Origin of the sequence: Flavobacterium sp. 2755, assembly GCF_031455715.1 — a bacterium.
Lineage (GTDB): Bacteria > Bacteroidota > Bacteroidia > Flavobacteriales > Flavobacteriaceae > Flavobacterium.
This window is the reverse complement of sequence record NZ_JAVDTG010000002.1, coordinates 332,261-344,525: the sequence shown is the minus strand read 5'-3', so window position 1 is coordinate 344,525 and position 12,265 is coordinate 332,261. Positions and strand designations below refer to the sequence as shown.

Annotated in this window: 10 protein-coding genes; 3 read left to right on the top strand and 7 right to left on the bottom strand. The window is 33.5% G+C overall.

What is annotated here, in order from left to right:
- Window positions 1-4 precede the first annotated feature (4 nt).
- Window positions 5-478 (top strand): hypothetical protein, encoded by a 474-nt coding sequence (locus tag J2Y38_RS05255; RefSeq protein WP_256636660.1) that lies wholly within the window; start codon window positions 5-7, stop codon window positions 476-478.
- A gap of 69 nt (window positions 479-547) precedes the next feature.
- On the opposite strand, the gene J2Y38_RS05250 is transcribed toward J2Y38_RS05255, so the two are convergent.
- The 5 genes from J2Y38_RS05250 to J2Y38_RS05230 all read right to left on the bottom strand — a co-directional run bounded on the left by J2Y38_RS05250 (window position 548) and on the right by J2Y38_RS05230 (window position 7,494).
- Window positions 548-3,724, bottom strand: coding sequence for an efflux RND transporter permease subunit (locus J2Y38_RS05250; RefSeq protein WP_309840294.1), 3,177 nt, complete (start codon window positions 3,722-3,724; stop codon window positions 548-550).
- Window positions 3,725-3,815: 91 nt separating this feature from the next.
- On the bottom strand, window positions 3,816-4,883 hold the full coding sequence (locus J2Y38_RS05245) for an efflux RND transporter periplasmic adaptor subunit (protein WP_309840290.1): 1,068 nt from the start codon (window positions 4,881-4,883) through the stop codon (window positions 3,816-3,818).
- A 9-nt stretch (window positions 4,884-4,892) separates the two neighbouring features.
- Window positions 4,893-6,227, bottom strand: a complete 1,335-nt coding sequence (locus J2Y38_RS05240) for a TolC family protein (RefSeq protein WP_309840287.1) — start codon at window positions 6,225-6,227, stop codon at window positions 4,893-4,895.
- 37 nt (window positions 6,228-6,264) lie between these two features.
- Window positions 6,265-6,864, bottom strand: a complete 600-nt coding sequence (locus J2Y38_RS05235) for a TetR/AcrR family transcriptional regulator (RefSeq protein ID WP_053471528.1) — start codon at window positions 6,862-6,864, stop codon at window positions 6,265-6,267.
- 108 nt (window positions 6,865-6,972) lie between these two features.
- Window positions 6,973-7,494, bottom strand: coding sequence for a YceI family protein (locus J2Y38_RS05230; RefSeq protein ID WP_309840280.1), 522 nt, complete (start codon window positions 7,492-7,494; stop codon window positions 6,973-6,975).
- 267 nt (window positions 7,495-7,761) lie between these two features.
- Between J2Y38_RS05230 and J2Y38_RS05225 the strand changes: the two genes are divergently transcribed.
- Together J2Y38_RS05225 and J2Y38_RS05220 are read left to right on the top strand one after the other, a co-directional pair.
- On the top strand, window positions 7,762-8,736 hold the full coding sequence (locus J2Y38_RS05225; protein ID WP_309840933.1) for a polyprenyl synthetase family protein: 975 nt from the start codon (window positions 7,762-7,764) through the stop codon (window positions 8,734-8,736).
- A gap of 3 nt (window positions 8,737-8,739) precedes the next feature.
- The gene (locus J2Y38_RS05220; RefSeq protein ID WP_309840278.1) at window positions 8,740-8,979 is read left to right on the top strand and encodes a hypothetical protein; all 240 of its coding nucleotides are present in this window, start codon (window positions 8,740-8,742) and stop codon (window positions 8,977-8,979) included.
- On the opposite strand, the gene J2Y38_RS05215 is transcribed toward J2Y38_RS05220, so the two are convergent.
- Together J2Y38_RS05215 and J2Y38_RS05210 are read right to left on the bottom strand one after the other, a co-directional pair.
- The gene (locus J2Y38_RS05215; protein WP_309840274.1) at window positions 8,974-10,842 is read right to left on the bottom strand and encodes a trehalase family glycosidase; all 1,869 of its coding nucleotides are present in this window, start codon (window positions 10,840-10,842) and stop codon (window positions 8,974-8,976) included. The two genes, J2Y38_RS05220 and J2Y38_RS05215, sit on opposite strands and share 6 nt — an antisense overlap.
- A complete protein-coding gene (locus tag J2Y38_RS05210) occupies window positions 10,832-12,052 on the bottom strand; it encodes an MFS transporter (RefSeq protein WP_309840272.1) in 1,221 nt (406 codons plus the stop codon). The genes J2Y38_RS05215 and J2Y38_RS05210 overlap by 11 nt, the downstream gene beginning before the upstream one ends.
- Window positions 12,053-12,265 lie beyond the last annotated feature (213 nt).

Below are 12,265 nucleotides of genomic sequence, written 5' to 3'. Positions count from 1 at the left end.
AATCGTGAAAAAAGCATCGGCAATTATTTTAAACCTTTTATTAATTTTTTTATTGAATTCCTGTTCAAATGACGAAGATACCAATGACAAAATTCCTGAAGGTTTAATTGTAGAGATTAATGGGAAAACTACAACCTTTGAGACTCAAACTACCGAACGTGTGAAAAATGAAGGCACTATAAATGAATATACTGAACTAACAATTATCGGCAGTATTGAAAATAGTAATGAAAGAATATTTATTTCTCTTAATAAAGGAAAAACCGGATCAGATGCAATTCACAAATTATTATATATAAATAGTAAAAAGGAAGATCATCACTATGATTCCCAAGATGAAAAAGAATATAATTTTACATCAAATACTTTAATTAACAGTAGTGAAAAGAAATTAGAAGGAAGTTTTTCCGGAAAATTATTGGCTTCAAATAAAGAAACTTCAACAGAACTAAAAGGTACTTTTAATATTCAATATTAATTATATCAATTAAAAAATCCCAAACTCCTTTCGGAATCTGGGATTTTTTCGTCTAAAATTAAATCAAAATTAATGGGTATGTTTAGGATTAAAACCGTCTTCGCTTAATTCTGTGTGCTCATAATCAGCAACCATTTCAGCTTCGTAATCGATTTTTTCTCCTTTAGAGAATTTATGAATGATTTTCTCCATGATATTATAAATTACAGGAACTACAATCAACGTTAGGAATAAAGAAGAAATTAATCCTCCAATAATTACCCAAGCCAAACCGTTTTTCCATTCTGCTCCAGCTCCTTTTGCTAATGCAATTGGGAACATACCAAATACCATCGCAATTGTTGTCATCAAAATTGGACGTAAACGAGCGTGGTTTGCCTGAATTAATGCCGTTCTGATTGATTCTCCTGCTGCTCTTCTTTGGTTGGTATAATCAACAAGCATGATCGCATTCTTACACACCAGACCAATCAACATGATAATACCTAAAATGGTAAAGATGTTTAATGAGTTGTTTGTTAATGCCAGTGCTAACATCGCTCCAATAAACGAAAGTGGAATTGCAAATAATACAACAAACGGGTGAACGAAACTGTCGTACAAACTCACCATTACAAGGTAAACTAAAATAATAGCGGCAAGTAAAGCGATTCCTAAAGTACCAAATCCTTCTGATTGGTTTTCCTGGTCACCACCCCAAATATAATTTACTCCGGCTGGTTTATCTAATTTATCTAGTTTAGCCTGCCATTGCTGCACGATTGTTCCTGATGGAACCCCAACGTTTTGTCCTTTTACAGTTACAGATGCAGATTTGTCTCTACGCTCTAACTGGCTCGGTCCAGATCCTTCTGTAATATCTGCAAACTGAGACAATTTAATTTGCTGTCCGGCTGAGTTTACAAAAATTAGGTTACTTACGTCAGTAATACTTTTTCTGTCGAATGCATTGTATCTAATGTTGATATCGTACTCATATTCACCAGCTCTATACTTACCGTCTGTATTTCCACTAAAAGCAGTCTGCATGGTTAAACCAACTGTTTGAAGTGTTAATCCTAAAGCAGCCATTTTATCACGATCTACTTTTACGTTAATCTCTGGGTTTCCGTCTTCAACTGTTAATTTAATCTCTGTTGTTCCAGGAATTGTACGTAATTCAGCTTCCGCTTTTTTAGCAAAAGCCATCGCTGCATCTGTCGAAGGACCTGTTACAATTAATCCTAAAGTTGCATCTTCAGCAGTACCCAAGATACCCACCGGAACTGTTTTTACTTTTGCTCCAACTAATACTTTTTCAAGTTTACGTTTGATTTTTGCTGCGTAAACATTCGCATCATCCGTACGATCTTTTTGTTCGATCATTTTTACGTCAATCTCTGCTTTATAAGCAGTAGCTTGCGATGCTCCAAAACCTTCACTGGTTTGTCCTACTGTTGTAATTTGACTGTGAACATATTCCTGAGATTTTAAGAAAGCTTCTGCTTTTTGCGTCATAAAGTTCGTTTGCTCTAACGAAGCATCTTTTGGCATCTCGATTTGAACTAAGAACTCTCCACTATCAGAAGAAGCAAAGAACTCTCCTCCAATGAAACCTCCACCCATTAATCCAATTGTTGAAGCAAAGAATAATATAATCACGACAACAAAAGTTTTAATATAATGATCTAAACACCAAGTCAATAAATGAGAAACCCAGTCAGTGAAACGTGTTAAATAATTTTCGAAACCAAGAATGATTCTTCCAAATAAATTCTTTCCTTCAATATGCTCTAATTTCCCGAAACGAGATGATAACCATGGAATAATAGTAAACGAAGCTAAAAGTGATAACATCGTTGAGATAATTACCGTAACACAGAATTGTGTAATGATGTTAGATACCAATCCTGAACTCATCGCAATCGGTAAGAATACTACCACAATTACTAATGTAATAGAAGTTACCGTTCCACCAATTTCTGCTGTTCCGTCATACGACGCACGAATTCGGCTTTTACCCATTTCCATGTGCCTGTAAATATTCTCCAGTACCACAATCGCGTCATCGACCAGAATACCTACCACCAGAGATAATCCTAATAAACTCATTAAGTTTAATGTATATCCCATTAAATAAATCCCGATGAAAGTTGCAATCAACGATGCAGGAATCGAAACCATTACAATCAATGAGTTTCTAATACTGTGAAGGAAGAACAACATTACGAATGCTACCAGAATTACCGCAATCAATAAATCGTGTACAACAGAATCTGCTGCTTCAAGAGTAAAGATTGTACTATCTTTTGCAACTTCTAATTTTAGATTATTTTTTTCATAATCTTTTTCAAGAGTAGCAATTGTTTTTAATAACTGCTCACTTACCGCAACGGCATTCGCATCAGATTGTTTGATGATTTGTAAAACAATCGCACTTTTTTGATCTACACGAGAAATTTTCTCAGCAATTTTTTGCGTATCCTGAACGTCAGCGATTTCGCCTAAACGTATTTGGATTCCGTTTTGAGAAGAAACTACAAGGTTTCTTAATTCTTCAACACTTTTATATTTACCCGCTAAACGAATTAATATTTTTTGATTACGTGTCTGAATGTTTCCTGTTGGGAAATCTAAGTTCGAAGTCAAAATGTTTTGTTGTACCTGAGGAACAGATAATCCGTAACCCTGCATTTTTACAGCATCAAGATTCACCTGAATTTCACGCTCAGAACCACCAATAATATTTACCTGAGCAACACCTTGTACACGAGATAAAATAGGAGCAATTTTTTTGTCTATTAAGTCATAAAACTCTGCTTCGTCCATTTTTCCGTTTGCACCAAGCGTCATAATTGGTAAATCACTCAGCGAGAATTTAGTTAATGCAGGTGTTTTAACATCTTCTGGCAAATCACTAATAATTGCGTTGATTTTACGCTGTGCATCATTTAAAGAGAAATCGACTTTTGCATTTGATGTCAGTGTAATCGAAACAATAGATAAACTTTCGTATGATTTCGAATCGATTTTCTTGACATTCTCTAAAGATGCAATCGCATCTTCAATTTTCTTTGTCACTGTATTTTCTACCTCACTTGGAGAAGCTCCAGGATAAATAGTAGAAATTGTAATAACGTTCTGTTCAAATTTTGGGATCAGCTCATAACCTAACTGGCTGTAGCTGAACAATCCACCAAGTGTCAGAATTGTAAACAATACAATTACCAACGACGGACGTTTTATGGATATTTCGGCTAATTTCATATATTTTTTCTTTAGGCTTTAGGCTGTAGGCAGTAGGCTTTAAGCTTTGTATTTGCTTATAGCCTATAGCTTACGGCTTATAGCCAAATAATTATTTAATAATTTCTACTGTATTTCCGTCTTGTAAGTTAATCTGACCTGTAACGATTACTTTTTCACCATCAGATAATCCTTTGATAACTTCTACTTTATCTCCCAAAATTCTTCCAGCAACTACTTTTCTTAATTTTGCAATACCGTTTTCAGCAACAAAGATTTCGTTACTGTTCACACTTCCTACGAAAGCATTTCTAGGTACAACCATCAGGTTTTGTTTTTGTTGGTTTGACGCAAAGTTTGCAGTTCCGTACATACCTGCTTTTAGGTCGTTGTTTGCATTGTTTTGGATTTCAATTTCAACCGGGAAATTTAAAGACTCATCTGCTTTTGAAGCGATGAAAGTAATTTTCCCAGAGAAATTTTTATCAGGATAAACACTAGCTGTTACATTAATATGGTTTCCTACTTTTAAGCTTGCAACCTGATTTTCGTTTACTGTAACTACTAATTTTAATTTAGAAACGTTTACGATATCAAATAAAGCTGTAGCTGGCATTCCTGCTAAAATAGATCCCGGTTCAATATATTTTTTATTGATAAAACCGTTAATTGGAGCTTTTACTTTAGTATCTCCAACATTGATGTTAGCTTGTTTTAAATTAGATTCTGCATTTGTCAAAGCTAATTTTGCCTGATCTAATTGTTGTTTTGTAACACCGCCTGTTTTAAATGCATTTTCGTATCTGCTGTAATCTGATTTTGCATTTTGAAAAGCTGCCTGAGCTTGTTGTGCACTAACATTAATAACGTCTCCTCTTACAGTTAATAATGTCTGTCCTACTCTTACGTAGTCCCCTTCTTTAGCTAAAACGCTGATTACTTTTCCCGATTTTTCTGCAGAGAAAGTTAATTCCTGAATTGGCTGGAAGTTTCCGTTTGCAACGAAATCTAATGAAACTTCTTCTGTTTTTACCGGAGATATTTTTACTGAAACTGCTGCATTTTTCTCTGCTACGATATCAGTTTTTGCCTTGTTCTTTTTCTTATTATTATTTAAGACATATCCAATTACACCCAGGGCTGCAATTATGATTACGATTGTTGTAATAGTTTTCTTCATTGTAATTAGTTATTTAATAAGAGATTTTAGTTCGCCTTTTGATTTGATTAAAGATATTTCGGCAATTTTATAATTTAAAACTGCTCTTGTATAATTATTTTGTGCTTCAAGTGATGCATTTTCAGCATCTAACAAATCCGTTAAAGATGCTAACCCCTGAAGGTAATTGTTTTTTGTATTGCTTAAGATTTCAGTTGCCAAACGCATGTTTTCTTTTTGATTCTCAATCGTTACAAGATTGTTTTCGATTTGAGCAATTGCATTTCTGTAATCTAAATCAAGAGAAAGTTTAGTGTCTTTGATATCTTCCTGAAGTGATCTGATTTGAACATCTGCCTGTCTAACTTTTGCACGAGTTCCAAAACCTGTAAAAATTGGCACATGTAAGTTTAATCCAATTGCAGAGTAATCTGACCAATACACTCCATCTTTTGGTTTTGCAAACCAAGGAAATTCAGGGCCTTGTCCAATATAATTGTAACCAGCCGTTAAGGAAAGTGTAGGGTAATATCCAGCTTCAACTGCTTTTTTGTTGTATACTAAAAGCTCTTCTTGTTTTTTCAAAAGCAGATATTCTGTTCTGTTTTCAACATTTGGCTGTTCTGTTAATGCAGCAGGAACAACTTCAAATTCTTCTTTTGGCATATCAATTACAGTTTCAATAGGCATTCCCATGTAAAACTTTAATGCATTTTCCTGTAAAGTAATTTGGTTTTTAATCTGCTGACGTTCAGTGTCAATATTTGACATTTTTACAACGATACGATCTAAGTCGATTTTTTTTGCTAAACCATTATCAAACTGGCCTTTTACGATATCACGAACTTTTGTTGTGTTTACAAAATTGCTGTCTAACAAAACCAATCTTTCTTTTTGTACATAAACAGAATAGTAGTTATTTGCAACTCTTTCAATAACTTGTTCTTCTGTTAACTGATCGTTTATTTGATAAAATTCACGAGTTGATCTTGCTGCTCTTAAACCTGTAAAAACAGATTGATCAAAGATTGCCTGAGTTAAAGAAAGCCCTGCATTTGAGGTCCATTTTTGACCAAATGCAGCCTGGATTGTAGTTCCCGGTGCACCAAATCCTGCTCCGTCAATTACTGTTGTCTGAATAACCGGATTATATGTTATGTTTCCGTTTGCACTAATTTGAGGCAATGCTCTTGAACGCACTTCCTGAATTTTGTATTCACTGTTTTCAACCTCCAGTTTTGCTTTTTTAGCATCGGCTTTATTTTGAAGCGCGTAGTTTATGGCGTCTTTTAAGGTTAAGGTGGTTACTTGCGCGTTGGCCGACAGACCAATTGTGCACAAAAATATAAGAACTATTCGTTTCATATGTAGTTAAATATTATTTAGAGATTGATGATTATGATTATTCTTTAATTTTTTCAAGCTGCTTTTCCAGTTCAATTATACCTTTTTCTGTCGCCATTGCTCTGGTATGATATTCTAAAGCTTCTAATTCTATTTTTTGCGCTTCTCTTTCAGAAACGGTTGTTTCATTAATGTGAAAAATCAAGGTGTAATAAAATTTCACATATAAATCTATATTGATGTCTGGTCGATATAAATTTTCACGAATGCCTTTTAAAATATTATCTCTAAAATAATGGTTGCACTGCTCTATTTCATGCGTCATTACATTTTGATAAATTTCAGGATAATGCTTTTTTAACTGGTATAAAGGAGAGGTGTCGGTGCTGTTTTTAAACATATCGCGAAACATTTCTCTAATTTCAAAATTCTCATGAATTGCGTTGTAGTTTTTAGCTACGATGGTATCAATAACTTCGTGTACTTGTCTGTGAACTGATGAGGTGCTCTCTTCGATCAAAACTTCTTTATTACAAAAATATTTATAGATCGTTTTTTTTGAGATACACATTTCTCCAGCAATATCGTCCATTGTAACACTCTTAAAACCAAGTCTTAAAAACAACTCACTTGCTTTTGATATAATTTTCTCTTTCATTTTAATTTTTCCAATTGCATTACAAATATAATTAGGAAACTAAAATCAAAAAAATAGTTTCCGTTATTTTTGTAATAATTTTACATTAAATTATTCATTATGTAAGATTTATATACTAAATTCCAGATTAGCTATAAGCTTAATATCTTTTCCAAGAGCTAAACCTCCATTATGATTAAAAGAGTTATAGTCGAGGCCAAAATCCTGACGTTTGATATCTCCTTTAATTTCAAAAGCAACCTTTTTTTCTCCGTTGTAAGTGTTGACACCAATAAATTCTGCATCAAGTTCTACCACTCTAGTAACATCTTTTATTGTTAAATCGCCTTTAAAGAAATTGATATTGTTGTTTATCTTTTGAAATGAAGTCGATTTAAAACTAATAATTGGATGCTCGTCTACATCAAAGAAATCCTGAAGCTGTAAATTCGTATCGATTTGCTGAAAGCTTTCTTTTTTATTATTAATATCCAATGAAAATTCAACCGATGCGTCTTCAATTTCATTGTCTTCTATATTCACATAACCGTCAAATTTATTTGTCGTTCCTCCTAAATAAGCAATTATAGAATGTCTCATTTTGATTAAAACATCAGATTGAGTAGAATCTATAGTCCATGTTGTTTTCATAAATACCTAATTTTAATGAGTTTATAAATTTTTCAAACTCTTCACGGAAACTTTTTTAGTGTTCTAAGTTTCCGTTTAATGGCGCAAATATAGAAAGGAAACTCTAAACACCAAAAAAGTTTCCAATTTTTTTTAAAAATAATTTTAACTTCTTAAGATTTAGTTGATTTAATGGCAATTTTAAGTGGAAACTATCTTTTAATTTTAAGAAAGGAATAATTCATTATGAATCGTATCTTTGGACTTCGTAAATCAGAATTTCATTTTATGCACGATATTAGTCAGTACCAGGATTTTTTTATTGAATATTTAAGTAAACAAGACATAGATAAAGAACCCACAAATCTTTACGAACCTATTGAATATATTTTAGGACTTGGCGGAAAACGCATGCGCCCGGTACTTACTTTAATGGCTGCTGAGGTTTTTAATACTGATTATAAAGTGGCACTTCCGGCGGCAATGGCTGTTGAAGTTTTCCATAATTTTTCGCTTGTTCATGATGATATTATGGATGATGCACCTTTGCGAAGAGGACAGGTTACGGTTCATGAAAAATGGAATTTAAACACGGGAATTCTTTCTGGCGATGCTATGTTAATTCTGGCGTATCAATATTTTGAACAATATGAGCCTTCTGTTTTTAGAGATTTAGCAAAACTTTTTAGCAAAACGGCTCTTGAAGTTTGCGAAGGACAGCAATGGGATGTTGATTTTGAAACACGTAAAGATGTTACGATTCCGGAATATCTAAAAATGATTGAATATAAAACGGCTGTTTTGGTTGCGGCTGCCATGAAAATGGGTGCTATTGTTGCCAAATCTTCTGAAAAAGACGGCGATTTAATCTATGACTTCGGATTAAACTTAGGATTGGCTTTTCAACTTCAGGATGATTATTTAGATGCTTTTGGAGATCCTGAAACTTTTGGGAAACAGGTTGGCGGCGATATTATCGAAAACAAAAAAACCTATTTATACTTAAAAGCTTTGGAATTTTCTTCTCCTGAAAAAGCTTCAGAATTAGAGCAATTATTTAGCTTACAATTAGAAGATAATTCAGAAAAAATAGAAACTGCAAAAGCTATTTTCAACGAATCTGGGGCTTCAAAAGCGACTCAGGAAGCGATTGAAATGTATACTTTTAAGGCTTTTGATACTTTAGAAAAAATGGACATTAACGCTGAAAAGAAAGATATTTTAAGAACTTTTGGGGAGAATTTAATGGGAAGAAAAGTTTAATTTTTGTTTGCCACGAATTACACTAATTTCCACGAATTATTTATCATAATTAAATTAGTGAAAATTCGTGTAATTCGTGGCGAAAAACTACATATAGTAAACCCGACAGGTTTTAAAAACCTGTCGGGTTTGTCATTTACAGTATCATCTAAAAGGGCTTCGACTTCGCTCAGCCTGACAAACGTTATTATAGAACTGAGTGTCATCCTGAGCGATCCCGAGGCTTCGGGAGAAGGCTTATGAAAACAAATCATCAGGATCAACTAAATCCGATAATTTTTGTTTTAAATTATCTTCTAAAATGGTTAAACCAAATTGATACGAAGCGTTCATCCATCCAAAACCTTCTTCGGTTATGTAATTAAACTCCGTTCCGACGTTTCCGTATTCGGCAAAAATTTTATGTGAACTTATTGATAAATCAAACTTTTCCGGAATGGTTCCGTTGTAATCAACTGCGTTTCTGGTAATCAGCCAAAGCCAGCGATACACCATTTCCTGCGCTTCTTCATTAAAATTATAATTCAGCAGACCTTCCCACAAAAGCATTTGATGCGGTGCCCAGCCAAATGGATAATCCCATTGTCTTGTTGGCGAATTATCATCAAAACCTGCAATTGATTCTTTCGTACTTCCGGCAATTCCGCCTTTCATTTTAAACTTTGGAAGTGTTTTTTTAACCAAAATATCGGCTTGTTCCTGCGTGCTTATTTTTGCCCAAAGCGGATAAAAAGTGGTTGCAGCGTCAAAAACATGCTGTTTTTCGTTTACAAAATCATAATCGAAATAAATTCCGTTTTCAGGATTCCATAACAATTTGTTTATTTTTTCTCTTCTCTCAGATGATTTTAAAATCCAATAATCGCTCGAAAAAGATTTGTCTTCAAAATATTGAAATTCGTTTTTAAAGTATTTCTTAATTAAAAAAGCAATATCAGTTTCGTATTTATAAAGTAAACTATTTATTGCAACGGTATTTAAATTCGCGCAGACTCCAACCAAACGATGTGTTGTATCGTGGCCGCTTTCACGCATACTTCTATCATGTGTAAAATATTTATCGAGTTCAGGATCGACGATTTCTCTTTCAAGATATTTCTTTTCGAATTCACGGGTTGATAGATTATATTTTGGTGCGTATTGTTCCAGAATATCATCAAAATGTCCTTCTTCAACTTCAAACGGAAGTCCTATTCCTTCTGCTTTATAGCGATTTAAGCCATTTGCTGTAAGTCGTTTTCCTTCTTCCATCCAAACCGTTAAATATTCTTTTATGGCGGTTTTTAAATGTCTTTCAATCCAAAAAATATCCGGATTTGACTTTTCTAAAACATCCATAATCAGCGATGTATAAAGCGGCGGTTGTGTTCGGGTTAAATAATAACTGCGGTTGGCATTTAGAATTTTTCCGTAGTGATCTATTTGATATTTAAAGTTCTCCGCAATGCCCAAAGCAAGGTCAATTTTATCATCAATCAAAAGTCCTTTGGCAATAAAATAACTGTCCCAGCCGTACATTTCATTAAATCTTCCGCCGGGAACCACAAACGGAACACCCGAAATTTTATTATTTTTTATTTGAAGTGCCAATGCCAGAATTCCCGGTTTTTTATTCAGCGATAAAACATATTCCGGTGAAATATTTTTAGGCAGCTGCACTACTTTTAACTTTGGAGTTGTAGCTTCTAATTTCTTGAAATAATCAAAAACAATTTCGTCGCCAAAAGGCACATATAAGTATGCAAATTCATTTTCGATTTTATCGTCTTCCAGAATTTTCTTTACGCCCGTTGCATCAATTGTTCGAGTAAGACCATTCCAGTATAAGTCTTTTATTTTTCTTGAAATACGTTTTACAGGATCTTCGGTGATTTCATTTAAATCGATTACTGCAAATTCAGTATTGTTTTTTTTAGCCAAAGCCAATTCCTGCAATAAATTCGAAAGCTGATAAGTTCCTTTAATATCTGCGGGATTTCCATCTAGATCGTACAGCAAAAACTTTTTTGGACCGTTATCATCAATCGTAATTTTTTTATCGCCGTCAGTATCTTCCTGAGTCAATAATTTTTCGATGGTTTGGGTTATATGTAATTTAAATTTCATCTTTTGCAGTTATTTTTTTAAGAATAAAAAATGAGATCAGTAATAAAGTCATTGGGATTAACGTAAAATAAAAAGCTTTTTCCGGCCCTTCATTTTTAAAAAGCCAGCCTGTTATTCTGGACCCTAATGTTCCGCCAAGAGCAGAAAAAATCACGATTAATCCAGTCATAGAACTTTGTAAATTCTTTGGTAAAGCACTTAATACAATTGAATTTAATAACGGATAAATAGGCGCAATAAATAAGCCGATTAAAGGAAATGCAAAACCAATTAAGGGAATATCTGAAAGTGTATTAATGTTTTTTACTTCTAATCCGACTGTTTTTGGAAGTACAAAAACAACTATTAACATGGCTGAAATTATACAGACACTTAAAACATAAATCCAATTTACTTTTTTGGTTACAATGCCTGCTATCAATCTTCCTATTGCTAGTGAAATTGCCAGAATACTGGCCATCATAATACTAATATTTTCCGGCAGATGAAGCACTTTTGTATTGAATGTTGGCAGCCACGAAAGTATTCCCTGCTCGATCATTACAAATAAAAACACGCTGATCACAAAAATAACCGTCAGCAGTTTTGCCATTAATTTGAACATCTGCAAAAAATCATCTTTAATGTTTGCTCCTGCCGCGACTTCGGCTTCTTCAAATTTTATAAAGAGTAAAAACAGGAACGACACAAACGATAATCCTGCTAATAACCAATATACATTTAACCATGAATTGGGATCGTTTTCGTTATTAAAAGCCGGAAATAAAAAATAAGCCAGCGCAATTCCTACCATAAAAAAACCTTCGATACTGCTCATTAAAGCGTTGTGTTCTTTTTTGGTTTCGGTTACGGTTCCTATTAACGAATAAACGGAAACTTTTATCAAAGCAAATGAAACTCCAACGGTTGCAAAAAGGATTTTAGCATTATCAAATGAATTTCCAAAATACATAGAAATACAGGCTAAAGTAACTAAAGCCAATCCTATTAACATCGCTTTTCTATAGCCTATTCGGGGCAAAAAAGAGGCTATAAAAAAGGATACAATAGCAATTGGCATGTCTTTAAAAGCCTCTAAAATACTCGCCTGAACTTCATCGACTCCATAATTTTTCTGCGATTTTAAAATCACAATTCCTACGCTGTTTAATAAAATCGCGAAGACAAAATAATTGAGGTAAAGTGAGATTTTAATTCCTATGTTTTTCATTTTCTATTTTTTTATGCTTTGTGTTTACTGTGCCGAAATTTAACACATAGAGACATAGTTTACTTTATGTTAAAAAGGCGTTTCACTTGCATTAATTCACATAGCTATGTGTGGAAACTAGTTTCTTTTTTGCTCTTTTTTTTTAAACAATAAAATCTATGTTTCTATGTGTTTAATATTTTTTACAAGCTACATTTATTCGTTGTGGTTACT